This is a genomic window from Vibrio sp. VP6, assembly GCF_028823755.1.
In the GTDB taxonomy this organism is placed as follows: Bacteria; Pseudomonadota; Gammaproteobacteria; order Enterobacterales; family Vibrionaceae; genus Vibrio; species Vibrio parahaemolyticus.
Window position 1 is genome coordinate 1 of the sequence record NZ_JAPEID010000039.1, and the last position, 24,482, is coordinate 24,482.

The following is a 24,482-nucleotide window of genomic DNA, read 5'->3' on the forward strand; positions in this document are numbered from 1 at the left end:
TGGTTTCACTGTAGAAAACGTAGTGAACACAGCAAAAGAACTACTAGCGTAATCGCGTTAAAAGATAATCAGTTTTCTCTATTGCGAATTTGAAAACTGAAAAGCCCCGCCAGAAATGGCGGGGCTTTATTTTATCTCGAATTTGTTTGAGATATTTGGCGTCGCTAAAAGGCAGCTTTACGACTGCTTATCTTCAAATCGAATCGCAAGCTGATAGAAATCTTGTACTTGTTCTTTCAACTGACGGCTGTTTTGCTCAACAGAATGCGTTGCTGCTAAGTTTTGCTCTGCGGTCGACGCAATAGAATGAATGTGCTGGTTTACATCACTAGATAGCTTTAACTGGTTGTTCGCCGCTTCTGCCACATCAACCATCAAGCCACTCATGCTTTGCATCATCTGTTCAACTTCAGACAAACGCAGCGCGCTTTGCTCAGCAACTTGAGAACAGGCATCGGTTTGCTCTTTGTTTGCCAAAATATCTTTCTGCCAACCTTCTATCGTCGAAAGCATGGCAGAGATAGACGCTTGAATTTGCTCCGTCGCATTCGACGTACGTCCAGACAGTGCGCGAACTTCATCAGCAACAACAGCAAAACCACGACCTTGCTCACCAGCCCTCGCGGCTTCGATCGCCGCATTCAGCGCCAGCAAGTTGGTCTGCTCTGCAATACCACCGATTTCAACCATCAAATGATTCACTTTCTGTGCCTGATCGCTCAGTTGATACGTCGTTTCCGTTGCTTTTTCAGCTTGAAGACTCAATTGAGCTAGGTTGGTATGCGTTTGATCGATCGTCTCTTTGGCCATCATGCATGACTTCAAGGTGTCATCAATCAGCATATGCGCATCGTTGGTGCTTGAAGATACCGAATTCGCTGAAGATTCCACTTCTTGCGTCGCATCTCGCACGCGTCGAATATCACTGTTTTGTTGGTTCAACGCGGCTGAAACCTCAGCAGTTGTTTGACTTAGTTCTTCAGCGCAATTTTGCAGTGGCAGCGCCGAATCGGTCATTCTTCCCAATACGGTTCGAATCCTTGCAGACAACATTTTGATATGGAAATCAGCAATCGAAAATGCGCTATTGCCTGAATAGATCAAACGGCTCACGCTGTCATACTGCTTTTGCAGCTTTTTGAGCTGTTGAGGCGTATCAATCAACTCTTGGCGGAACAATAACGCTAAGACGCTCGCTGGTAATGCACTTGCAAGCCAAGCAAGCGGACCTTCAACAGATAGTGCGTACGCTGCGGCAGGTGCAGTTAATGCACCCAGTAGAATCGCATAGCGAACCGTTTCGTTAATTTTTAACGACCAGGTTCTACCCGCTTTCTCGGCGGCTAGCATCCCCTTGTAAGCTTTTGCAGCAATATCCACCCATTCACGCTTAGGCTTAACGCGCACAGATTGATAACCGACAACTTGTTTTTTTTCATAGATAGGCGTTACGTAGGCATCTACCCAGTAATAACCGCCAGATTTGGTGCTGTTTTTAACCATACCTCGCCACGCTTTGCCTTCTTTAAGGCGTGCCCACATATCACCAAAAGCGGCTTTAGGCATGTCACTATGACGGACGATATTATGATTCTGACCGGCTAACTCCTCGTGCGTGTATTCTGCAACGCGACAAAACGCGTCATTACAATAAGTAATAACACCTTTTAAGTTAGTGGTCGAAACGAGTTCTTCAAGTTCTCCGACAAGGGTTTCTTGAGCTTTCTGAGAAAAATTGGCTGACATAGACGATACTTCTATAATTTTTATTAGTTTTCGGCGAGATGTATACAGGATTATTGTTTTTATTACAAAATGTTAGATAAAAAGTATTATCAATACGACATTTTTAGTGTGGGAATTATCATCACTGGCAGAAATTTGTGCGTTACCAGTCAAAATTTGAGCTAATAAACAAAAAACTCAGCGTTCATATGCTGAGTTTTTCTGTGACAGGTTGAAAGTCAGGCTATTTGGGATTCTGTTTTGTTATCCGTTTTCATCGCAAAGATCACAATCACGAGCAATACGACCGGAAGAACGTACAAGTTCAGGTTTTGCCAACCAACTGTCGATTCAAGCCAGCCGGAAAGTAAGGCAGTAATGGTGACACAGCTGAACACGAAGAACTCATTAAACGCCTGCGCTTTGCTGCGGTTTTTCGCTTCGTAACTTTGGCTAAACAGCCCCGTTGCAGCGATAAACATGAAGTTCCAACCTACGCCCAACAAAACTAAGGCAAGGCTAAAGTGCCAAATGGACACACCATGAATGTTAATCCCTATACAAGCAATGAACAGCACGCCACCCGCTAGGATCATTTTCTTTGCGCCGAACTGCTCAATTAATCGACCAGTAATAAAGGCTGGAGCGAACATGCCGAGCACGTGCCACTCAATCACACCTGCGGCTTTGTCGAAATCGAAACCACAACCAATCATCGCCAAAGGCGTCGCTGTCATTAGAATATTCATCACCGCATAAGCCACCATTGCCGCTAACACAGCAATCATAAAGTTCGGGCGTCTTATGATGTCACTAATAGTATCGGCTTTAACATGCGATAGCTGAGTATGCGCTGGCGGGAACCGAATCGTTTGAAGCAATACAAGCGCGGTGATGTAGAGAACAATCAGGACAGAAAAAGCACTCGTATATAAACCATCGTCTGACCATTGTTGCGAATACACCGCTAAATTCGGACCGAGAATAGCCGCTAATACCCCTCCCGCCATAGATATTGAAATTGCTCTGTGTCTTGCCGATTCTTCACACACTTCTATTGCAGCAAAACGATAGAGCGTGCCAAAGCCGATTCCGACACCGAGCAAAAACGTAGAAAAACAGAATAGATAAAAGGTTTGTTGGCTTAACGCGTACGCCGCCAAACTTGCGCCCACGATGCCGATGAGGTTACCTAGGCTAAAGCCCAAACGACGACCGAGTTTCCCCATAATCAATGATGCAGGTATCGTTGCCGCCATTAAACCGAGAAACTGCAGTGCGACAGGCAAAGTAATAAAGCTCGGTGACGGGGCAAGTGTTTTGCCAATGAGCGCGATCACCGAGATCAAGAGAATGTTTCCTGTCATCAAGAGTGCTTGGCACAACGATAACAACCATACGTTACGATTCAAATCCATTTCCTTTGGTTAAAATTCCTTCAAACAACATATAGGAAAGACCGCGTAATAGGAAGAGATGCGACTAATTCTCAATAAAAAGAGCCAGAGACATAGTGCCTCTGGCTCTTTAAGTACTCGCTTGTTAAAAATGTTCTTGCTGCTGAGCTTATTTACTACGGCGCGCTTTTACTGCTTCAGAGAGCTGACGAAGTACCGTTTCCGTATCGTCCCAGCCGATACATGCATCAGTAATCGACTGACCGTAAGTTGCCGCTTTACCATCCACTAAATCTTGGCGGCCTTCAACCAAATGAGACTCGATCATCACGCCAAAGATTGCATCTTCACCACCAGAGATTTGCTCTGATACATCATCAGACACAAGCATTTGACGTTTGAACTGCTTAGAGCTGTTCGCATGGCTAAAATCGATCATCACTTTCTTCGGTAGACCTGCCGCGTCCAACTCGTCTTTGATTTGAGCAACGTGCGCTGCACTGTAGTTTGGTTCTTTACCACCACGTAAAATGATGTGGCAATCTGGGTTACCTGCGGTTTCAACAATCGCTGAATGACCGTACTTCGTTACCGATAGGAAATGGTGAGAAGCGCTTGCAGAACGAATAGCATCACTCGCGATTTTAATGTTACCGTCAGTACCGTTTTTGAAACCAACCGGGCAAGAAAGACCAGAAGCAAGTTCGCGGTGAACTTGTGATTCCGTCGTGCGTGCACCAATCGCGCCCCAGCTGATCAAATCCGCCACGTATTGAGGCGTGATCATGTCTAGGAATTCACTCGCTGTCGGTAGGCCCATGTCAGTGAGATCCAAAAGCAGCTTACGTCCAATACGCAGACCGTCATTTAGCTTAAATGTGTCGTTCAGGTATGGGTCGTTGATCAAACCTTTCCAGCCTACTGTCGTGCGTGGTTTTTCAAAGTAAACTCGCATCACAACTTCCAGTTGCTCACCAAGTTCATCACGCAACACTTTCAGCTTTTTGCCGTATTCAACTGCAGCTGCAGGGTCATGGATAGAGCAAGGACCAACGATCACAAGTAAACGATCATCTTTTCCTTCAAGAATATTGTGAATGGCATTACGGCAATCAAAAGTGGTCGAAGAAGCGGTTTCGGTCGCTGGGAACTTCTCTAGAACTGCAACAGGGGGCAATAACTCTTTTACTCTATTAATTCTTACATCATCAGTTTGAAACATTACTTCTACTTCCTGGTTGTTATTTCCGACCCAATTTTTGCCAACTGTACTCATTGCAACATTGTTCACAAAGCGAGCAGCAACAAGGGCTCCGGTGATTATCTGTCTATCGTTCCAATTAACTTATCGGCTTCCCCATAGACTTGCAATCACTTTTTGCAAATAAATGCAAACAAATTACAACCGTTAACTATCTCGCACATCGTAAAATAATGTTTACACGAAAAAGTTCAAAATAATCATCAATTTTCTTATGACACTAAAAATCTTTACTACAATGTAAGAAATATCAGAAGTTTGTGAGGTGTTATTGGGTAATAAATGTTGATCAAGTTCAAAGATATTGTTGCTTGATGTGAAATCATTAGAATATTGAACTAATTTCTTATAAACGCTGGTTTTTTCTAAATTTTTGATAAAACAAAGTAGAAGTTAATATGCAATCAATACAAGGAAACATTATGAACAAAGTAGCAATTGCAGTAGCAGCAGTGGTAGCTGGTAGTAGCGCGCTTTTAAACTCTGCTCAAGCTGAAATGTATATCGGGGGCAAAGTGGGCATGACTACACTTGACGATGCTTGCTATCTAAATAGCCCTTGTGATGATGAAGCTTTTGGTGCCGGACTACATATCGGTTATGACTTTACCGATTTCATCGGTCTAGAGTACGGTGTCGATTTCTTAGGCGACTACAAAGCGAACTTTAAGTCAGGAGCTAGTACAGTTGATACGATCGACGGCAATTTAACGGCTTTAACACTTGCGCCTAAATTCAACTGGCATCTAAACGATTCTTGGAACTTATTCGCTAAGATCGGTGGTGCGTACATGATGTCTGAAGACGAAAAAGATTTCGTTGCAACAGGCTCACTAGGTGCTGAATATTCGATTGATAGAAACTGGAGTGTTCGCGCTGAGTACCAACGTTACCAAGATATGTCGGATGACGTTTGGGACGATATGGACGCAAACTTCTTCGGTATCGGCGTTAACTACAAATTCGCGGCTGCGCCAGTGGTTGCTGCTGTTGTAACAGAAGAAGTAGTTGAGCCAGATCCAGAACCAGTACTAATGAGCAAAGTTCACAAAGAAGAGTACGGTACAGGCACGTTTGAGTTCGACAGTGCGAAACTTACTGAGTCTGTTTCTGAACGTCTGGACAACTTTGTTTCATTCCTAAACGAATACCCACAAGCTCAAGTTGAAATCACAGGTTACACTGATAGCTCAGGTCCTGCGGCTTACAACCAAAAACTGTCTGAGCGTCGTGCTCAAGCTGTGGCAGATTACATCACTGGCGCTGGTATCGATGCTGATCGCCTGACAGTGAAAGGTATGGGTGAAGAGAATCCAGTCGCTGACAACAGCACTCGTGAAGGTCGTGAGAAAAACCGTCGCGTAGAAGTTGTGGTTCCTTCGTTCGAATACCAAGAGATGGTTCAACCATAATCTGAATGTTCACACATTCTCATCAAAAGGGGTGCGCTTGCACCCCTTTTCACTTTCAGTATTTTGGGACTTTTATGATGGAAATAAAATCAAGAAATGAAGATTCAAGCATCGTCCATCGATAGTGAGCACTTATCTCTTCGGATAAAAAACGAGATTATTTCCTTCGACCATGACACAGTCCATCCCAGCAGAATGAGCCGCACGTTTACCCAATTCTGTGTCTTCAAAAACCAGACAGTTTTGCGCGTCAATCCCTAATCTATCTGCGGCTAATAGAAAAGTATCCGGACAAGGTTTGTGATTTTCAACATCGCTAGCCGTCACAACAGCATCAAGCTTGTCGATCAACCCTGCATGACTGAGCAGACGCATCGCACTTTCTCGCTGACTTCCCGTTCCGACCGCAATTTTCTTTTGGCCTAAATATTCGTCAAGAACAATGCCAGTGCACTGGATGACCTCGCCCTGCAATTCCATCGCGGCAAACGTCTCCATTTTGAATTTTGAAACCGTTTGAGGATCTAGAGATAACCCATAATGACGATTCAACTCAGCAACAATTTTAAAACTCGGCATTCCGCCTAAGCTGTGTAACCACTCCTGACAAAAGGGAAAATCAAATCGGTCAGCCGTTGCTTGCCAAGCCGCAAGGTGGGCAGGCATGGTATCAATCAAGGTACCATCCATATCGAAGATGAATCCTTCGTATGGCCTAAAATCAATCGTGCTCATGTCTTTTCTTCTATTTGTACATCTGTAGTGTTAATTTATCAGCTCTTTCAATCGTCCTTATCGGCATTTGCTTATCATGCTCAAAATTTCGAACTCCGTCACACTTCAAGAATGGGAAATACAATTAACGCCCATTAGAGCTCAAGGAAATGGCGGACAGAACGTTAACAAGGTAGCGACTGCCATACATCTGCGCTTCGATATACACCATTCAAGTTTACCGGAATTCTACAAAGAGCGATTACTTGCACTTTCTGATGGCCGTATCACTAAAGATGGTGTGGTGATCATTAAAGCGCAACAGTTTCGCACACAAGAAAAAAACAAAGAGGATGCGCTAAATCGCCTACAAGAGTTGATTAAAGCTGCCGCCTTACAAGATAAGAAGCGCATTAAAACAAAACCAACCCGCGCTTCACAACGCCGCCGACTTGACAGTAAAAACAAGCAGGGGGCAAAAAAACAGCAACGTAAAAAGGTGCTGTATTAAGGCATGTCATTTTCACGACATGTTAGTTGAACAACGTTTGCTAGCCCTTGGAAATCTGATTGGATTTCTCTTTTTTTAGTCACTTATTCAGGAAACAACAATATGACTATTAGGCAAAAACTCTACTTCCTCGGAGTTATCGCCATTTTAGGCATTGTGACCCTTTTGGGTACCTCATCTCATTTCGCAAATCAGAGCAATGAACTCAACCACGCAGTAAAACTTGTCGGTGATTTAGAAATACGCTTACTCAACTTGCGACGTAATGAGAAAGACTTTTTACTTCGCAGCAATGTCAAATACTTAGATAAATTTGATAGTAATGTTGATAAGTTTTTAAGCACCGAGAAAGAGCTCGCTCAAATCCTAAACCGATACGACCTACCCTCAAGTCAGCGTTTTAAGCAGGATTTACTCGCTTATCAAAAAGGTTTCCAAGCATTAGTTTCCGCTTCTCAAAAGTATGGCCTAGACAAAGAAAGTGGCATTCTTGCGCGTTACGAAAACCTGCTACTTGAAGCAAAAAAAAGCGCCGACCATCAGCAAATCCTTTCTCTTATCCAGTTTGATAATGCGGTGAAAATGGGCGAATTTGACTCAAGCAAACTGTCTGACTTATACGTCTCAGAACTGTTAGAGTCAGCGAAACAACTTGCAGCTCAAAAACAAGTCATTGGTGTGGCTTACAACAAAGGTTTACTGGGCGAAACTCGCGCGCTATCTCACGCCGTGGAAGAGCAGTTTGCAGCTTTCTCATCATCGATTGATTCTGCCGCAACCCAACGCGATGAAAAAATGGCAAGTATCAAGCAAGCCATTACGGCGTTCATCTTAGTAGTGATTTTTGCGCTGATTTGGCAAATTTCTCGCTCTATCAACGTTCGTGTTGGCAGCTTGCTAGCAACGATTAAGAACATCAGCGAAAGCAATAACATGGGCTTACGCTCTGATCTTGCCGGTAAGGATGAACTGTTTGATATCAGCCACCATCTCAACGATCTGCTCGAAAAGCTAGAGCGTTTGATCCACAACACACAAGAAAAATCGATGCAGTTAACAGCGAGCACAGACAACATGCATCGTGAGCTTGAAGGTGTTATGGAACAGTTCCACGCACAGACTGATCACACCGCCTCTATGGCGACGGCCGTGCAGCAGATGGTTGCCACTATCGGTGAAATTTCTGAAAGCACATCGGTTGCGGTTGAAGGTGTTCACCAAGCTGCGACTAACGCCGAACAAGGTCGCTCTGTCGTAGAAATGACCGTGACGAATGTTGGTCAGCTGACGGGTATCCTCTCGAACAGCCAACAGTCTATTGGCTCATTGAACCAACACGTCGATAAAATTGGCGGTGCGGTGAACATCATTCAAGACATTGCTGAACAAACGAACTTACTTGCACTTAACGCGGCTATCGAAGCGGCTCGTGCGGGTGAGCAAGGACGTGGATTTGCCGTGGTTGCAGATGAAGTTCGCGCTCTTGCGAGCCGTACACATCAATCCACGGAAGAGATCACGCGAGTGGTGATGGATATCCAAGCGCAGATGTCGATGGTGGTTTCCGATATTGATCAATGTAACGAACAAGGTCAGCAAACCCTGAGTGCATCTGAACAATTAGACGCGAGCCTCCAGCAAATCATAACGGACATGCACGCGATTCAAGGCAACTCAGAGCGCATTGCTTCTGCGATTGAAGAGCAAGGCATTGTGATGAACCAAGTTAGCGACTCAATCACTGAGCTGAACGTTATCTCTGAAAACAACATGCACTCCGCGCAAGAATGTTTGCATGAAGTGAACTCAGTATCGGCTCAAGCACACGATATGGATGAAGCCGTAGCCGAGTTTAAAACTCGCTTAAAGTAATCTACTAGTAGATTCGTTAATCCAATAAGAAAGCCCGAAGCGAATGAATGCTTCGGGCTTTTTGTTTTCTATCTAGGCTCAGTATCAGCTCAGCCCAAATCGTGTCGGTAGTTATTCATCATCAAGCGGAACAAGCTTTGTATTGCCGCCATGAATCTTCTCACGTTGTCTTTGTACCAGAGCATAGAAGCCCGGAATCAAGAACGTACCTGCAAGAAGCACACATAATAGACCACCAATCAGAGACACCCCGAGCGAGTTTTGACTCACATGACCCGCGCCAGCGGCGAAGATCAACGGGAAAATCCCCAAGATAAACGACCAAGACGTCATGTTCACCGCACGAAAACGTAGCGTACCGCCTTTTACGGCTGCGTCATCGATGGCAACGTCTTTCTCTTCACGCTCTTGCTTCGCGAACTCCACAATCAAAATGGCGTTCTTCGCAGCCAAGGCTATAAGGAGAACGAGACCAATCTGAGCGTACAAGTTTAATGGCGTGCCCGTTAAGTTCAGCGCAAGGAAGGAGCCTAGCGTTGCAACAGGTACCACCAAAATGATCGCCAGAGGAATACTCCAACTTTCGTACTGCGCCACCATGAACAAGTAAATGAAGATCAACGCCAACGCAAATGCGTAAATGGCTTGGTTACCGGCAAGCACTTCTTGGTACGCCATGCCTGTCCATTCGTAGGTATAGCCCTGTGGTAGAACTTCAGCAGCAACGCGTTCCATCGCTGCAATTGCATCACCACTTGAGTAACCCGGAGCTGGTTGGCCTTGAATGATGGCACTACGGTACATGTTGTATCGCCATGCCACATCAGGTTCGAATACTTGCTCGTAGCTGACTAGCGTGCTTAGTGGCACCATTTCCCCCATCGAAGAGCGAACATGGAAACGTTCCAAATCTTGCATGCCACTACGGTGTTGACTGTCCGCTTGCATGGTTACGCGGAAGTTCTTACCAAACATGGTGAAGTCATTCACGTAAAGCGAACCTAAGTTGCCTTGCAAAGTTTGGAAGATAGACGACAGCGAAATGCCAAGTTGTTGCGCTTTCTCGCGGTCAATATCCACATAGTAATGCGGTACGTTCGCGCGGAATGTACTAAAGGTGTACGCGATCTCAGGAGCTTGGTTTGCTGCCTGAATCATCTCCCCCATCACCATCGACAAGTCAGTGCGACTACGACCTAGCGTATCTTCCAGTACAAATTCAAAACCGGAAGCAGCGCCCATACCCGGAACGGCAGGCGGCCCCATCGCAAACACGACAGCTTGAGGTAATTCCATCGCTGCTCGACCATTGATGCGAGCTGCTATCGCGTTGGCAGAATGTTCACCTCCTAGCGAGTTACGCGTTTCCCAATCATGCAACTTGATGAACAGCGAAGCACCGTTTGACGCCGCAGCACCAGTCATAAACGAAAAGCCGTTTGCAACCGTTACGCCATCTACACCGGGTTCTTCCTCGATCATTTTCATCAAGTCGCTCGTCACCTCTTCTGTACGAGACAGAGAAGCAGAATCAGGCAACTGAACGTTGACCAGCAAAATACCTTTATCTTCTTGAGGAACGAATGCCGTTGATGTCGTCTTCGCGAAGAAAGACACCGCTGCAACCGCAACGATGAAGAACGTAACCAATAACAGAGATTTCTTAACAAGGAAGCCTGCAACTTGGCCGTAACGCGTAGTAACACGCTCTAGACCACGGTTGAATGCTTGGAACCAGTTAGCCGTGTTGCCACCACCTTGTTTTAGTACCAATGAACAAAGAGCCGGTGACAGCGTTAGCGCGTTGATTGACGAAATCACAACCGAAATACAGATCGTCAATGCGAACTGACGATACATGATGCCAGTAATACCCGGAAGCATCGCGACAGGTAGGAATACCGCCAACAGAACCAACGTTGAGGTAATGATTGGCCCAGTCACCTCTTTCATCGCTAGCAACGTTGCTTTACGAGGTGAAATGGTTGGATCTTTCGCCATCGTGGTATCAACGTTTTCGATAACCAGAATCGCGTCATCCACCACGATACCAATCGCGAGAATCAAACCGAACAAGGTTACCGTGTTGATGGTGAATCCTGTCGCTTGCATGATGGCAAACGTACCAATCAACGAAACTGGAATCGCGACCACTGGAATTAACGTTGCTCGCGCACTGCCCAAGAATAGGTAGGTTACGGCAATAACCAGTAGAATCGCTTCGACAAGTGTTTTTACCACACCTTTGATCGACTCAGCGACGAACACAGTCGTGTCGTAGCTGGTTTCGTAAGTCATACCTTCAGGGAAGTTTTCGCTCAAGCGTTCAAGCAGTTCCATTACTGCTTTACCACTTTCTAGTGCGTTTGCATCAGACTGAAGTGACAGAGCGACAATCGAAGCATCTTGCCCACGGAACTTACCGTTACCATCGTAGAACTTCTTACCCAGTTCAACACGAGCAACATCTTTTAGATAAACCGTAGAGCCATTTGGATTAGCACGAAGAACAACGTTTTCAAACTCGCTCACACTTTCTAAGCGACCTTTCGTCACTAGGTTGAACTGCACTTCTTGCGGGTTATTGTACGGCGCGGCACCAACACGGCCAGCAGCAACCTGAACGTTTTGCTCCGCTAAAGCAGCATATACATCCGATGTCGTTAGCTTGAGGTTGGCCATTTTTTCTGGGTCCAACCACACGCGCATCGCATATTCACCACCACCAATTACATTTACTTCACTAATGCCTTTCGCGCGCGCCAACTGATCTTTTACGTTCAAGTTGATGTAGTTAATTAAGAATTGGTCATCGTACTTGCCGTCTGGTGAATAGAAGTTCAGAACCATCAATAGGTCAGGAGAACGCTTTTTCACCGTCACGCCGACCATGCGCACTTCCTGAGGCAGTTTTGACTCAATCTGTGACACTCGGTTTTGCACGTTCACCTGCGCCATATCTGGGTCGGTACCAACATCAAACGTAACGTTTAAGCTGTACGAACCATCGTTAGCACTTTTCGAAGACATGTAAATCATGTTTTCTACGCCGTTCACCGATGTCTCTATCGGATCGGCGATGGCCTGTTCAACCACTTCGGCACTGGCACCAGTGTAGTACGCCGTTACGCTAACCGACGGTGGACTAATTTGCGGATATTCAGCCACTGGCAAAATCGCTAACGAAATGGCACCAGCCAACGTCAGGATGATCGAAATGACCAGCGCGAACTTAGGTCTTTGTATAAAGAAACGACTTAACATGTGACCTCCTACTGTTTGTCTTCAGTTGGAGTTTGAACACGCACTTCTACGCCATTACGAACACGCTGTAGACCTTGTGTGATAACTGCTTCACCTTTCTCAAGACCTTCGCGAATGATGATGCCCTGCTCTACTTGCGGGCCAAGTTCTACATTGCGACGCTCAGCGACGTTACCTTCCGTTGTCACCATCACGAAGTCACCTTCTAGGTCAGTTTGCACCGCACGACGAGGCACGACGATGACATCTCGCGTGTTCTTATCACGTAAGTTGACTTTGATGTGCTGGCCAGGAAGCAGTTTGTGTTCTGGGTTTGGCACCAACGCACGCATAGCAATCGTGCCTGTTTTGGTATCAATACGGTTACCCAAGAAATCAAGCTGACCTAAGTGTTCGAAAAACTGGCCGTTTTCTAGCTCTAGTTGCACTTCCACACCGTTCGACTCGGCCGAACCATCGCCTTTAATTCGATCCATGCCCATCGCTAAACGCTCACGTTCACTGACGCTAAACGAAGTGTGCACAGGATCTAGGCTCACGAGCGTCGTCAGCACACCTGAAGATGGAGAAACCAGATCACCAGTACTCACTTTTGTGTCGCTAATACGACCACTAAACGGCGCTCGGATTTGCGTGTACGAAAGGTTGACTTCTGCAAGTTTAAGCTGTGCATTCGCGGCTTCTAGTTCTGCACGCGCGCCTAGCAATGTTGCTGTCAACGCATCAAATTCCGATTGGGAGATGCTTCCACGAGGAAGCAGGTTTTTACCACGTTGGTGATCAAGCTCAGCCTTTTTAAGCGAAGCTTTTGCTTGTGCTAACGCTGCTTTCGCACTTGCCACTTGTGCTTCAAAAGAAGAAGGTTCAATAGAATAAAGAAGCTGACCTTTTTCTACCATTTGTCCTTCTTCAAAATGACGAGCTTGTAAATAGCCTGAAATCTGTGCTGTGATATTGGTATCTTCTACCGCTTCAATGCGACCGATATATGATTTACTCGGTTGGTAGTCGATTACCGTGACATCCTGAGTTACGACAAGAGGCGCTTGGCTCTCTCTTTGGGCATTATTCGCTTCTCCGCATCCTGCAAGGATAGCTGTAGCCGCCATTAATGCGACAAGTGGTTTCTTTTGCATGTATTTACCGTCTTTATGGAACAGGATATTGTTGAAAACACACTAACCTTACAGACAGTAGATTCCGAATTCTCCTACATAAATTGCGTAAAATGTTTCTAAATGTAATTAATTGAAACGAGCCGAAATAAAGTTGATGCATTTGAAATCATTTTCAGATCTTCATTCACCCAACAATATAAGCAACCTCTAATCATCAATGTGATGTATGACTCATTCGCTTGCCAATTTTGACCAATAAACTCATCAATAAAAGCGGAATTGTTGCTTAGAGCTGAACAAACTCTCCCCGATTAACCATGAAAACGAATCGCTTTCACTGTAATGCTCGTATTTCGACTATTTTTTTAAAAAAAATGGGTTATCATTCAGATAATTCAAAGCCTTCGACCGAGAGGATGAGCATGATTTCTAAATGGGCGAAACGTTTTTACCAAATGGCTGAACTGGTGGCGTCTTGGAGTAAAGACCCTTCAACGCAGGTAGGTGCGGTGATCACTAAACAGAACCGCATTGTTTCTGTTGGCTTTAACGGTTATCCACACGGTGTTTCGGACAGTGTAGACACCGACGAACGTGAACTGAAATACTTAAAAACTCTGCATGCAGAAGAGAACGCAATTCTCTTTTCAAAACGCGATTTGGATGGTTGTGACATTTGGGTAACGCACTTCCCGTGCCCGAACTGCGCTGCAAAGATCATTCAAACAGGCATTTCGCGCGTTCACTGCCCAGAGCAGTCTGAAGACTTTCTATCTCGCTGGGGAGATAAAATCCAAGTGAGCCAAGATATGTTTGATCAGGCGGGTGTTGAGGTAGATTGGCTACCGCTAGACGACATCAATTTCGAGGATAAAGACGTTCGTTAGTCCTTCCCAAAACTACAAAGCCCAGACGCACAAATTGTCTGGGCTTTTTTGTATCGATGTCACCCATTCAATTGAATTGAGTGGGTGAACGTTCCATCAACCGTGTTTTTTAGCGGTAAGTTCAGCTATTTTTACAATCACAAGGACAGATTTTTCCATCATCTCTACAGAGATAAATTCATGGATACCATGAAAGTTGAAACCACCGGTGAAGATGTTAGGGCAAGGCAATCCCATAAAGGATAACCGCGCGCCATCCGTACCACCACGAATCGGTTTGATCAACGGTTCAACATCACACGCTTCCATTGCCTGTTTCGCTAATTCGATAATGTGAGGGTGCGGCTCAACCATTTCGCGCATGTTGTAGTAACTGTCGGTAATCTTAAGTTCGACAGAACCGTGTTTCAGACCTGCGTTCATTTCATCGACAAGTTTTTGCATCAGCGCCTTACGCTCTTCTAACCCTTCACGGTCAAAATCGCGGATGATGTAACCAAGTTCACTGCGGGCGATACCCAGTTCTCCCGATTTCAGATGGAAGAAACCCTCATACCCTTCGGTGGTTTCAGGGGTTTGGTCTGCTGGCATTTTAACTTGGAATTGCGCCGCTAAATTCATCGCATTGACCATTTTGCCTTTAGCCGTACCTGGATGAACGCTTACGCCATGGAAAATCACATCAGCGCTTGCCGCATTGAAGTTCTCATATTCAAGTTCGCCTTGCGGGCCACCATCGATAGTGTATGCCCATTTCGCGCCAAACTTCTCAACATCAAACAAATCCGCACCACGACCGATTTCTTCATCCGGCGTAAAACCGATACAAATGTCACCATGAGGAATGTCTGGATTCTCAATCAACATCGCGATCGCAGACAAAATTTCTGCGATGCCCGCTTTGTTGTCCGCGCCAAGCAACGTTGTGCCATCGGTGGTAATCAAATTGTGGCCGTGCAGGTTGTGCAAGTCTGGGTACTGAACCGGAGACAACACTTCGTCTCCCAACCCAAGTGCAATATCGCCACCTTGATAGTCTTCAACAAATTGCGGATTTACATTCTTACCAGACGCATCTGGTGCAGTATCCATGTGGGCGATAAAGCCGATTGGTGGAACATCGTAATCAACATTCGACGGCAGTTTTGCCATCAAGTAACCGTGTTCATCTAAAGTCACATCGCTCAAACCAAGATCTAGCATCTCTTGTTTCAACAACTCTGCAAAAACGAGTTGGCCAGGTGAACTTGGGCATTGGGCAACATAGGGGTTTGATTGGGTGTCAAACGTGACGTAGCGAAGGAATCTTTCAACTAAATGCTTCATATTTATTCTCATTGTTCTAAGCGATCAACACCAGACTACGCATCGTACTCAAACAAACCGGCAATACTAAGGTTTGCCGAACATAGGTAGCTCTGACGAATGAACTCCAATTACTCTGGATGAGTTCAGCTACCTAATGTTATTTAAATGCGAGGCCGCCTAGTGCCCGTAATAAACCTCACTCCATGTTACGCTCTTAGTTCAATAAGAATTTGCTTTGAATCATTTTTTCATCAGAAAGTCTCGGTTCAGCCTGGCATACATAACGATAACCATTTGTTTTCAATATGTTTAATCTTGGAGTTCTTCTGCTAACACTCGCCATTCTTTGACTTTATTGTGGAAGTGGATCCACTGTTTATCGGTCATGGACTTCGCTACGTTTAAAGTCAATTGATCCACTAACCCAAGGTTGTGATCGATATTCTCGGATAGTTGCTCGCTATAATAGCTTTCCGGCTCGAACAATAACTGCATAAATACTTGTTGATAGACAACACTGTTGGACTGATTTTCAAAAAGGTATTCCAACTCTTGATATATTGAAGCGCGATAATTTCGCCAAAGTGGACTATTCAAAATCGTTTGCTGGGAAATTTGTTTTGCGTACCGTTTTTGATCGCTATTCAATTCCCCAATCCATTCTTCCATCCACTCCTTAGTATTCTCTAAAATAATCTCTCTGATCTCTGCTTCGGTTTTATCCGCATATTTTGCGTTTCTTTCTTGATAGTCCTTTCGCACGTTTTGCAAAAACTCTTGTTGTTGCTTTGGCGTCAGTTGTAAGCTCAAAGAGAACAAATCTGGCGCCGATCTCGACACAATACGGTCATAGTGCGCTTTCATTTTTTCTCGGTTTTGCTGCAAAAACGCAAGAGTAATATTGTTTGCATTAATATTCTCAAGCTCTTTTAAGTGATCGATATATAACGGTAATTCTTCTTTCTTATGCCAATCTGCTAATAGCAATAGTCGCTCTTCTAACAACGTTTCTTGTTCATCGTTAAGCGATACGTAGTCATCTAAATATTCAATAACAAACCAATCGATGTTGCTATATAGAAACTTTTTCGTACATCCGGCCAATAAAATAACCAACAAGAACACGAATCCGTATTGAAGAACTTTATTGGATAAACTCGATAATTTAATCACTTATTCGTATTCCCTTTTCTATTGATTAAGTTCTATACTCAACTTGTATCACTTAATATTGCGGCAAACTTACGCCAGTGTGACAATTACTCATTGCCACCCTCATAGTATATAGAGTTTGAAATTAACTTTTTGATCACAACTATCCGCAAAAAGTGAGTTAGAGCGCAATTATCGGTCATTTTTTGTACCGAACAGCACTCCCTATAACGGCATATTATTTGCATGGATGATTTTAGGATAGGTTATGGAGGCGAAGTATGGCAGCCGCTGAGCAACTTGATACCAGTGTAGAATATGAAATTCGATATTTCGAACAGGGGAAAATGCATAGTATGATCGTCGTCGCCGAAAATAAAAAGGTGGCGCATCAGTATTATCTGGAGTGCGGCAAGCACAACAGTGACTTGTATTCTATTCGCCCAGACAAATGAAAAAACCGCCTTTAATGGCGGTTTTTTCATTTCTGCTTTTCTAAAAATTATTTAATAATCAAAAGATAAGGTCGCAACACAGCGATGACAGCGTGATTATTTGATATCTCCGAAGCGCTCTAAGTAAAGTACCGTTGCCGCCGTACGAGAAGGTACTTGAAGCTTCTTAAGTAGGCTCTTCATGTGTACTTTTACCGTCGATTCAGAAATAAACAAACGATCGGCAATCTGCTTATTACGGAAGCCTCTTGCCACCTCTCGCAGGATTTGCGTTTCGCGATCCGTTAGCGAATCAAAAACATCTTCATGATCAGAGCGTTCACTCAAATACTTGGCAACCTCTTGACTGTATGCCTTGTCACCCTGATGGGCCTGTTTGAGTAGCTCAACAAGCTCATCCGGCTCTGTATCTTTTAACAAATAGCCATCCGCGCCACTGCGTACAATCGCTTCAATATCCGCAGGGCTGTCTGAAACGGTCAGAATAACAATCCTCGCCTCACAGCCATCTGCTCGCAGCGCTTTTAACGTATCCAGCCCAGACATGCCTTTCATGTTGAGGTCTAGCAGTACCAAATCGAGCTCAAGCTCATGCGCTTTTGCGACTGCATCTGCGCCATTGCTCGCTTCTGCAACGACTTCAAACTCTGGCTCAAAGCTCAGGAGTTGATGGATACCACGTCGCATCAGTGGATGATCATCCACCAGCATTACTTTACACACTGTCAAAGTTTACTTCCTTACTGTGTTGGAATTCGAGTTTTACGGTGCACCCTTTGTTTATTGATGCTTCAATCTGTAGATCGGCGTGCAGTCTCGCTGCTCGCTCTTGCATGATCGTCATACCGTAATGATTAATTTTTTCGTCCTGATGTTCAAAGCCTACCCCGTCATCGGAGACGGTTACTGTGACTTTCCCATCACAATCAAGACATTGAATATGTATATGGTCAGCTTGCGCATGCTTAATCGCATTCAGTGCCGCCTCTCTGATCAACTGTAGTAAATGGACTTGTTGATGCGCATCTAATTCCGTCGATGAAAGTCTATTTTTCAACGTAATTTCTGCCGTTGTTTGCTCATTAAGCGTTTCGACCATCTCTTGCAGCGCTTGGCCAAAACTGCCTTCTTTGATCGTCAGACGGAATGTCGTTAACAGCTCACGTAACTGGGTATAAGCAGCCGACAGCCCCGTATCCAGCTCTGCAATCACTTGATTGGCTTGAGCGATGGCCTTTTCGTCAGGAAGATTTTTCACGCTTCTCTTTAATAAAGCGACCTGAATTTTCAAATAGGATAACGCTTGAGCCAAAGAGTCGTGAAGTTCTCGAGCAATGGTCGCGCGCTCTTCCATCAACAAAATTTGCTCTGCTTGACGCTGTGCGCGATTGTAATACACCGCTCGCGAGAGAATTTGTACAAAGTTGTCAATTAGCGTCTCGTTCGGGCACGGTAAGCCTGCTTTCCAATATAGAGAACCGAGATGTTCGCCATCTAACGTTAAAGGTTCTGCATGACATTCATCATCACAATCATGGCAGCACTCTTCCCCTTCCGTAAGGATCCAATTAGGCTCTCCCAACTGTTCGATTTCAAGCTTCACCGCTTTAATGCCTTCTAAGCTCGCAATGTGCTTCAAAATCGCCTGGAAATTATCCTGATTAATGCGCGATGCTGTGAGTTCTTTTGAGGAATCATAAAGTACTTCTAAAGACTGATTCGCATGTTGCAGCTTGCGAGTTTTCTCGTCTACCGCCTGTTCCAATCCACGATAGAGCTTACCGAGGTCTGTCGCCATCCGATTGAAGGTGCGCGTGAGTATGCCCATTTCGTTGTCACTTGACACCGCTAAATTGATATCAAAAGAGCGATTTTTAATTCGTTCACTTGCGAATACTAGTGCACGCAGCGGCCTCACAACTTCCAAACGGATAAAGTGGACAACAAACATACTGGCGCAAAGAATACCGCCCAACCCTAACCCGCCAATCCAAGCTAAGTTGATGAGCTTCTGCTCAGAAAAGTTTTGCAGCTTAAACACAAAGTCGTCGATCTGCTGAACAAAGCCCGCGACCAAGAGTTGATATTGGCTTGGGTCCTCCCCTCTCAACACCGATTTTAACTCGTGCCATCGCATGATTAAGCGATAGTAATCGTGAGTGATGTCTTCCGGCACAGACCAATGCTGAAGTGCTTTCATCGAAGGCGAGTAAATAGAGTGCTCAAATGCGTCAATATGTGAAGAATAATCAACAGATCGAATCTGAATGTCGTGTGCTAAACGATAACTTTGCATGCGCATCGACCCCGCCACGTTGACGGCTTCTGCGTCATTTAGGCTTGACGCAAGGGTAAAAATAGCAAAGCCAGTCGTTGCTACTGATAACAACAAAATCAGAAGCATCGCGGACGCAATCGTGCGCGTTACTGACTTTTTCACATTTTTAAACAATCAGAGTTCCTCGCCTATTAATTGTCCAACTTGTACACGCAATGAACCCATTGACTTTCAACTTTATCAATATGTGATCACCTGCGATGGAATTTATTGATCCAAAACAATATTGCATCCCAATTACCTCCTAAGAGGTATTTATACAAATATGTCAAAAACTACAATTTCGTTAGCTTTAATGACAGTTTATTAATGAAAATTGTGGACTATGCTTAGTTTGGGTTCCAAGTTTCGAGGTGACTAAGTGGTAGACCTTTCCAGAAGAAGACTCTTTGCAAGAAAAACGCATACCGATAACGCCGTTCGCCTACCTTGGTTAGCCCGACCAGAACAGTTCACGGATGGTTGTACTCGTTGCGGAAAGTGCATTGACGCCTGCGAAACGAAAATTATAACCAAAAGTGATGGCGGATTCCCTTCAGTCGATTTTTCTATTGATGAATGTACGTTTTGCTATCAATGCGCAGATGTTTGTCCAGAGCCGCTCTTTTTAGAAGAAACCGAGCAACCTTGGCACGCAAAAGCAGTAATTAGTGATGGCTGTTTAGCAAAGCAAAATGTCGAGTGCAGAAGCTGTGGGGACATGTGCGACCCAATGGCAATCCAGTTCAAGTTAGAACTGGGAAAAGTAGCACAACCCAATTTAAACCTTGATGAATGCAACGGCTGCGGCGCATGTGTTTCTGTGTGCCCGACTTCATCCATCAATGTGAGCAATATAACAGCCTAAGCCGTATATACGGTAAACGGCAATAAATGAGAGAGCTATATGTCACTAAATGAAGTGCATATTTCAAGTTTAGTAGTGCACGTGCTGCCTGAGCATCTGGATGAAATTAAGACGCAAATTGAAACGTATGAAAACGCGGAAATTTACGGAGACAGTCCAGAAGGCAAAATCGTTGTGGTGCTTGAAACCAAAAACCAAGGTTTCATCACAGACACTATCGATGCCATTAACAATTTACCGAATGTTTTGAGCACAGTGTTGGTTTATCACCAAATCGAAACTGCGCTTGAAGAAACGGATGAAGAAGACACTGGAACACAACATTCCCAAATCGAGGGTGAAGTATGAAAATGACAAGACGTGCGTTTGTGAAAGCAAACGCGGCTGCATCAGCTGCTGCTGTCGCAGGTATTACACTACCAGCATCTGCAGCGAACCTGATTGCAAGCTCTGATCAAACCAAAATCACATGGGACAAAGCGCCTTGTCGTTTTTGTGGTACAGGCTGTTCTGTTCTTGTTGGTACTCAAAACGGCAAAGTCGTTGCTACTCAGGGTGACCCAGAAGCACCAGTAAACAAAGGCCTAAACTGTATCAAAGGCTACTTCCTTTCTAAGATCATGTACGGTCAAGACCGTCTGACTCAACCTCTTCTTCGTATGAAAGACGGCAAATACCACAAAGATGGCGAGTTTACGCCGGTTTCGTGGGACGTCGCATTCGATACGATGGCAGAAAAATGGAAAGCATCCCTAGAGAAAAAAGGCCCAACTAGCGTTGGTATGTTTGGCTCTGGCCAATGGACTGTAATGGAAGGTTACGCGGCGGCGAAAATGATGAAAGCCGGTTTCCGTTCTAACAACATTGATCCTAACGCGCGTCACTGTATGGCGTCTGCGGTAGTAGGTTTCATGCGTGCTTTCGGTATCGATGAACCTATGGGCTGTTACGATGACTTCGAGAACGCTGATGCATTCGTGCTTTGGGGTTCGAACATGGCAGAAATGCACCCAGTACTATGGACTCGTATTACTGACCGTCGCCTGAGCCATCCGCATGTTCGCGTAAACGTACTTTCAACTTACTACCACCGTTCATTCGAGTTGGCAGATCACGGCTACATTTTTAACCCACAGTCTGACCTTGCGATTGCTAACTTTATCGCGAACTACATCATCGAAAACGATGCAGTCAACTGGGATTTCGTGAACAAACACACGAACTTCACTCAAGCAGACACCGACATCGGTTACGGTCTGCGTGACGACGACCCGCTACAAAAAGCTGCGAAAAACCCTAACTCAGGCAAACTGACGTCAATCTCTTTCGAAGAGTACAAGAAGTCTGTAGCGCCATACACGGTTGAGAAAGCGTCTGAGATCTCGGGTGTTGAGAAAGAAAAACTGATTGAGCTTGCGAAACAATACGCCGATCCAAACACGAAAGTAATGTCACTTTGGACAATGGGCATGAACCAACATACTCGCGGCGTGTGGATGAACAACTTGGTTTACAACATCCACCTTCTAACCGGTAAAATCGCTACTCCGGGTAATAGCCCATTCTCACTAACTGGTCAGCCATCGGCGTGTGGTACAGCTCGTGAAGTTGGTACGTTTGCTCACCGTCTACCAGCGGACATGGTGGTTGCTAACCCTAAACACCGCCAAATCGCAGAAAAAATCTGGAAACTGCCTGAAGGCACGATTCCACCAAAACCAGGTTTCCACGCGGTACTTCAAGACCGTATGCTGAACGATGGCGTACTGAACTGTTACTGGGTTCAATGTAACAACAACATGCAAGCTGGTCCGAACATTAACACTGAACGTCTGCCTGGCTACCGTAACCCAGAAAACTTCATCGTTGTTTCTGACCCATACCCAACGGCTACCGCTCAAGCGGCTGACCTTATCCTTCCAACAGCGATGTGGATTGAAAAAGAAGGCGCTTACGGTAACGCAGAACGTCGTACTCAAGCTTGGTACCAACAAGTAGGCACGGTAGGCGACGCTAAGTCTGACCTATGGCAGGTAATGGAGTTCTCTAAACGCTTCAAGATGGAAGAAGTATGGCCAGAAGAACTTCTAGCGAAAGCGCCTCAGTACCGTGGCAAAACCATGTACGACATGCTGTTCAAAAACGGCCAAGTTGACAAGTTCCCGCTTGAAGAGGCACGTGAACTGAACGACGATTCGCACTACTTCGGTTTCTACGTTCAAAAAGGTCTGTTTGAAGAATACGCAACGTTCGGCCGCGGCCATGGTCACGACTTAGCACCATACGATGTGTACCACACCGTACGCGGTCTACGCTGGCCAGTCGTTGATGGTAAAGAGACACAATGGCGCTTCAAAGAAGGCTCGGACCCATACGCGAAAGCGGGCTCTGGTTGGGATTTCTACGGCAATGCCGACGGCAAAGCGAAGATCATCTCTGCACCGTACGAAGCGCCACCAGAAGTGCCAGATTCAGAATTCGACCTATGGCTATGTACAGGCCGTGTTCTTGAGCACTGGCACACTGGTACCATGACTCGTCGTGTACCTGAGCTGTACAAAGCAGTACCGGATGCGGTTTGTTACATGCACCCAGAAGATGCGAAAGCGCGCAACGTACGTCGCGGTGAAGAAGTGGTTATCGCGAACAAACGTGGCGAAGTACGCGTTCGCGTTGAAACGCGCGGTCGTAACCGTCCGCCAAAAGGCTTGGTATTCGTACCGTTCTTTGATGCTCGTATTTTGATCAACAAGCTAATCCTTGATGCGACTGACCCTCTGTCTAAACAGACAGACTTTAAGAAGTGTCCAGTCAAAATCACTAAGGTTGCTTAACCGTCAAATCACGAACGTAAAGGCCGTCATAGCGGCGGCCTCATAAAGAATTTAAGCCATATAGGCGGAGATGAAATGATGAAAAAATTACTTGTCGCACTTTTATCTGTAGGTGCATTAGTAACAGGCATTGCGCAAGCAGAGTTGGACAATCCAGGAGGCACAGGTGGCCTTGAGTCGCTACGCGGAATGACTCAGCTGGAAGACACTCGCCCTGCAGACGAATTTAAAGATTTTCCGAAAGACCAAATCGTTGAAGACAGCTTTGTTTATCAGCCACCGTTAATTCCACATAGCATCCGTAGCTACGAAGTGTCACTGAACGCAAACAAGTGTCTTGCATGTCATAGCTGGAAAAACGCGAAAGAGTCTGGCGCAACAAAAATCAGTGTAACGCACTATGTAAATCGCCAAGATGCAGTACTTGCTGATGTCTCTCCTCGTCGTTACTTCTGTCTGCAATGTCACGTTCCACAAACCAATGCGAAACCGCTAGTGGAAAATGAATTCCAGTCAGTTGATTCACTTCAGTAGTTGAAACGCAAGTACTAAGAGGTCATTTATGAAAATACTTAAAGCGTTTTGGAAGAGACTGAAGAACCCAAGTAAAGCTGCCGCTGGTGTGGTTTTATTCTTAGGCTTTGCCGGTGGTCTTCTGTTTTGGGGCGCATTCAACACGGGTATGGAAGCAACGAACACGGAAGAATTCTGTTCTGGGTGTCACGCACCTATCGTGAAAGAAATCCAAGAGACGATCCACTACTCTAACCGTTCAGGCGTTCGTGCAATCTGTTCTGACTGTCACGTACCACATGAATGGACAGATAAGATCGTACGTAAAGTTCAAGCGTCAAAAGAACTGTTTGCGCACTACGTTCTTGGCACCATTGATACACCAGAGAAGTTCCAAGCTCGTCGTGGCCATCTAGCCGAGCGCGAATGGGCTCGTATGAAGAAGAATGACTCTCTAGAGTGTCGCAACTGTCACGAGTTTGATTACATGGACTACTCACAGCAGGGCTCGCGTGCGGCGGCTCAACACTCAACAGCGTTAGCTTCTGGCGACAAGACCTGTGTAGATTGTCACAAAGGTATTGCTCACAAGCTGCCTGACATGAGTGGCGTTGAAGGCTGGCAATAAGGAGACAAACCATGAGTACTTTAGAATCTGTGATTTGGCATATCCTTGGATACAGCGCAATGCCAGTGATTATTCTTTCCGGCTTTGTAGGAGTAGCAGCAGTCTCTTTATGGCTACTCTCACTAGGTAAGGATAAAGAGGTTTAACCGCAAGGTTAGTTCATCTCTACCCCGTCAACTTTTTATTGCCTATTTTGTTGACACTAAGCGCCGAGCAAATGCTCGGCGCTTTTTTTTGATAGCGTAA

Annotated in this window: 21 protein-coding genes; 11 read left to right on the top strand and 10 right to left on the bottom strand. The window is 45.3% G+C overall.

Annotated features, from left to right (window positions below; all coding sequences use genetic code 11):
* Window positions 1–177: 177 nt before the first annotated feature.
* The 3 genes from OU793_RS19645 to aroG form a co-directional block, all read right to left on the bottom strand.
* Window positions 178–1,746, bottom strand: a complete 1,569-nt coding sequence (locus OU793_RS19645; RefSeq protein ID WP_159404370.1) for a PAS domain-containing methyl-accepting chemotaxis protein — start codon at window positions 1,744–1,746, stop codon at window positions 178–180.
* 218 nt (window positions 1,747–1,964) lie between these two features.
* Window positions 1,965–3,137: an MFS transporter gene (locus OU793_RS19650; protein ID WP_180793835.1), complete on the bottom strand. Its 1,173-nt coding sequence runs from the start codon at window positions 3,135–3,137 to the stop codon at window positions 1,965–1,967.
* 154 nt (window positions 3,138–3,291) lie between these two features.
* The gene (aroG, locus tag OU793_RS19655; RefSeq protein ID WP_140103000.1) at window positions 3,292–4,344 is read right to left on the bottom strand and encodes a 3-deoxy-7-phosphoheptulonate synthase AroG; all 1,053 of its coding nucleotides are present in this window, start codon (window positions 4,342–4,344) and stop codon (window positions 3,292–3,294) included.
* Between the two features lie 461 nt (window positions 4,345–4,805).
* Between aroG and OU793_RS19660 the strand changes: the two genes are divergently transcribed.
* Window positions 4,806–5,795: an OmpA family protein gene (locus tag OU793_RS19660; RefSeq protein ID WP_005463527.1), complete on the top strand. Its 990-nt coding sequence runs from the start codon at window positions 4,806–4,808 to the stop codon at window positions 5,793–5,795.
* Window positions 5,796–5,927: 132 nt separating this feature from the next.
* On the opposite strand, the gene OU793_RS19665 is transcribed toward OU793_RS19660, so the two are convergent.
* The gene (locus tag OU793_RS19665) at window positions 5,928–6,530 is read right to left on the bottom strand and encodes a beta-phosphoglucomutase family hydrolase (RefSeq protein WP_021449456.1); all 603 of its coding nucleotides are present in this window, start codon (window positions 6,528–6,530) and stop codon (window positions 5,928–5,930) included.
* Window positions 6,531–6,606: 76 nt separating this feature from the next.
* On the opposite strand from OU793_RS19665, the gene arfB reads away from it, so the two are divergent.
* Both arfB and OU793_RS19675 read left to right on the top strand, forming a co-directional pair.
* A complete protein-coding gene (gene arfB, locus OU793_RS19670) occupies window positions 6,607–7,020 on the top strand; it encodes an alternative ribosome rescue aminoacyl-tRNA hydrolase ArfB (RefSeq protein WP_005485059.1) in 414 nt (137 codons plus the stop codon).
* Window positions 7,021–7,122: 102 nt separating this feature from the next.
* Window positions 7,123–8,892, top strand: a complete 1,770-nt coding sequence (locus OU793_RS19675) for a methyl-accepting chemotaxis protein (protein ID WP_023585641.1) — start codon at window positions 7,123–7,125, stop codon at window positions 8,890–8,892.
* Window positions 8,893–9,003: 111 nt separating this feature from the next.
* Here the strand turns inward: OU793_RS19675 and vmeZ are convergent, their stop codons facing one another.
* Both vmeZ and vmeY read right to left on the bottom strand, forming a co-directional pair.
* Window positions 9,004–12,156 (bottom strand): multidrug efflux RND transporter permease subunit VmeZ, encoded by a 3,153-nt coding sequence (vmeZ, locus tag OU793_RS19680; protein WP_005463515.1) that lies wholly within the window; start codon window positions 12,154–12,156, stop codon window positions 9,004–9,006.
* Between the two features lie 8 nt (window positions 12,157–12,164).
* Entirely contained in the window at window positions 12,165–13,292 is a 1,128-nt protein-coding gene (gene vmeY / locus OU793_RS19685) for a multidrug efflux RND transporter periplasmic adaptor subunit VmeY (RefSeq protein WP_005485167.1), read from the bottom strand.
* A 404-nt stretch (window positions 13,293–13,696) separates the two neighbouring features.
* Here vmeY and OU793_RS19690 point away from each other — a divergent pair, with 404 nt between their 5' ends.
* Window positions 13,697–14,161: a dCMP deaminase family protein gene (locus OU793_RS19690; RefSeq protein ID WP_005485131.1), complete on the top strand. Its 465-nt coding sequence runs from the start codon at window positions 13,697–13,699 to the stop codon at window positions 14,159–14,161.
* A gap of 96 nt (window positions 14,162–14,257) precedes the next feature.
* Here the strand turns inward: OU793_RS19690 and pepT are convergent, their stop codons facing one another.
* Both pepT and OU793_RS19700 read right to left on the bottom strand, forming a co-directional pair.
* Entirely contained in the window at window positions 14,258–15,487 is a 1,230-nt protein-coding gene (gene pepT, locus OU793_RS19695; RefSeq protein ID WP_159404371.1) for a peptidase T, read from the bottom strand.
* A 291-nt stretch (window positions 15,488–15,778) separates the two neighbouring features.
* Window positions 15,779–16,642 (bottom strand): DUF6279 family lipoprotein, encoded by an 864-nt coding sequence (locus tag OU793_RS19700; RefSeq protein WP_021484266.1) that lies wholly within the window; start codon window positions 16,640–16,642, stop codon window positions 15,779–15,781.
* A 260-nt stretch (window positions 16,643–16,902) separates the two neighbouring features.
* Here OU793_RS19700 and OU793_RS19705 point away from each other — a divergent pair, with 260 nt between their 5' ends.
* Window positions 16,903–17,076, top strand: coding sequence for a hypothetical protein (locus tag OU793_RS19705; protein ID WP_005463506.1), 174 nt, complete (start codon window positions 16,903–16,905; stop codon window positions 17,074–17,076).
* A 96-nt stretch (window positions 17,077–17,172) separates the two neighbouring features.
* On the opposite strand, the gene OU793_RS19710 is transcribed toward OU793_RS19705, so the two are convergent.
* On the bottom strand, window positions 17,173–17,805 hold the full coding sequence (locus OU793_RS19710; protein ID WP_005485085.1) for a response regulator: 633 nt from the start codon (window positions 17,803–17,805) through the stop codon (window positions 17,173–17,175).
* Window positions 17,792–19,528: a nitrate/nitrite two-component system sensor histidine kinase NarQ gene (narQ, locus tag OU793_RS19715; protein ID WP_020838050.1), complete on the bottom strand. Its 1,737-nt coding sequence runs from the start codon at window positions 19,526–19,528 to the stop codon at window positions 17,792–17,794. The genes OU793_RS19710 and narQ overlap by 14 nt, the downstream gene beginning before the upstream one ends.
* 247 nt (window positions 19,529–19,775) lie before the next feature.
* Here narQ and napF point away from each other — a divergent pair, with 247 nt between their 5' ends.
* The 6 genes from napF (at window position 19,776) to OU793_RS19745 (ending at window position 24,382) form a co-directional block, all read left to right on the top strand.
* On the top strand, window positions 19,776–20,261 hold the full coding sequence (gene napF, locus OU793_RS19720; protein WP_023585637.1) for a ferredoxin-type protein NapF: 486 nt from the start codon (window positions 19,776–19,778) through the stop codon (window positions 20,259–20,261).
* Between the two features lie 39 nt (window positions 20,262–20,300).
* Window positions 20,301–20,609 carry a chaperone NapD gene (locus tag OU793_RS19725; RefSeq protein ID WP_020838052.1) on the top strand — a complete coding sequence of 103 codons (309 nt, stop codon included), beginning with the start codon at window positions 20,301–20,303 and terminating at the stop codon, window positions 20,607–20,609.
* Window positions 20,606–23,095, top strand: a complete 2,490-nt coding sequence (napA, locus tag OU793_RS19730) for a periplasmic nitrate reductase subunit alpha (protein WP_078230492.1) — start codon at window positions 20,606–20,608, stop codon at window positions 23,093–23,095. The genes OU793_RS19725 and napA overlap by 4 nt, the downstream gene beginning before the upstream one ends.
* A gap of 78 nt (window positions 23,096–23,173) precedes the next feature.
* Window positions 23,174–23,629, top strand: coding sequence for a nitrate reductase cytochrome c-type subunit (locus OU793_RS19735; RefSeq protein ID WP_011106440.1), 456 nt, complete (start codon window positions 23,174–23,176; stop codon window positions 23,627–23,629).
* Window positions 23,630–23,657: 28 nt separating this feature from the next.
* Window positions 23,658–24,236: a NapC/NirT family cytochrome c gene (locus OU793_RS19740; protein ID WP_005463498.1), complete on the top strand. Its 579-nt coding sequence runs from the start codon at window positions 23,658–23,660 to the stop codon at window positions 24,234–24,236.
* Between the two features lie 11 nt (window positions 24,237–24,247).
* Window positions 24,248–24,382 (top strand): TIGR02808 family protein, encoded by a 135-nt coding sequence (locus tag OU793_RS19745; RefSeq protein ID WP_005463497.1) that lies wholly within the window; start codon window positions 24,248–24,250, stop codon window positions 24,380–24,382.
* Window positions 24,383–24,482: the final 100 nt, after the last annotated feature.

What these genes read in the sequence shown, in the direction of transcription:
- pepT (WP_159404371.1), bottom strand. Translation starts at nt 15,487, where the DNA reads ATGAAGCATTTAGTTGAAAGATTCCTTCGCTACGTCACGTTTGACACC.
- OU793_RS19660 (WP_005463527.1), top strand. Translation starts at nt 4,806, where the DNA reads ATGAACAAAGTAGCAATTGCAGTAGCAGCAGTGGTAGCTGGTAGTAGC.
- vmeY (WP_005485167.1), bottom strand. Translation starts at nt 13,292, where the DNA reads ATGCAAAAGAAACCACTTGTCGCATTAATGGCGGCTACAGCTATCCTT.
- OU793_RS19690 (WP_005485131.1), top strand. Translation starts at nt 13,697, where the DNA reads ATGATTTCTAAATGGGCGAAACGTTTTTACCAAATGGCTGAACTGGTG.
- OU793_RS19705 (WP_005463506.1), top strand. Translation starts at nt 16,903, where the DNA reads ATGGCAGCCGCTGAGCAACTTGATACCAGTGTAGAATATGAAATTCGA.
- napA (WP_078230492.1), top strand. Translation starts at nt 20,606, where the DNA reads ATGAAAATGACAAGACGTGCGTTTGTGAAAGCAAACGCGGCTGCATCA.
- OU793_RS19735 (WP_011106440.1), top strand. Translation starts at nt 23,174, where the DNA reads ATGAAAAAATTACTTGTCGCACTTTTATCTGTAGGTGCATTAGTAACA.
- OU793_RS19725 (WP_020838052.1), top strand. Translation starts at nt 20,301, where the DNA reads ATGTCACTAAATGAAGTGCATATTTCAAGTTTAGTAGTGCACGTGCTG.
- OU793_RS19665 (WP_021449456.1), bottom strand. Translation starts at nt 6,530, where the DNA reads ATGAGCACGATTGATTTTAGGCCATACGAAGGATTCATCTTCGATATG.
- arfB (WP_005485059.1), top strand. Translation starts at nt 6,607, where the DNA reads ATGCTCAAAATTTCGAACTCCGTCACACTTCAAGAATGGGAAATACAA.
- OU793_RS19675 (WP_023585641.1), top strand. Translation starts at nt 7,123, where the DNA reads ATGACTATTAGGCAAAAACTCTACTTCCTCGGAGTTATCGCCATTTTA.
- vmeZ (WP_005463515.1), bottom strand. Translation starts at nt 12,156, where the DNA reads ATGTTAAGTCGTTTCTTTATACAAAGACCTAAGTTCGCGCTGGTCATT.
- OU793_RS19645 (WP_159404370.1), bottom strand. Translation starts at nt 1,746, where the DNA reads ATGTCAGCCAATTTTTCTCAGAAAGCTCAAGAAACCCTTGTCGGAGAA.
- aroG (WP_140103000.1), bottom strand. Translation starts at nt 4,344, where the DNA reads ATGTTTCAAACTGATGATGTAAGAATTAATAGAGTAAAAGAGTTATTG.
- OU793_RS19745 (WP_005463497.1), top strand. Translation starts at nt 24,248, where the DNA reads ATGAGTACTTTAGAATCTGTGATTTGGCATATCCTTGGATACAGCGCA.
- OU793_RS19740 (WP_005463498.1), top strand. Translation starts at nt 23,658, where the DNA reads ATGAAAATACTTAAAGCGTTTTGGAAGAGACTGAAGAACCCAAGTAAA.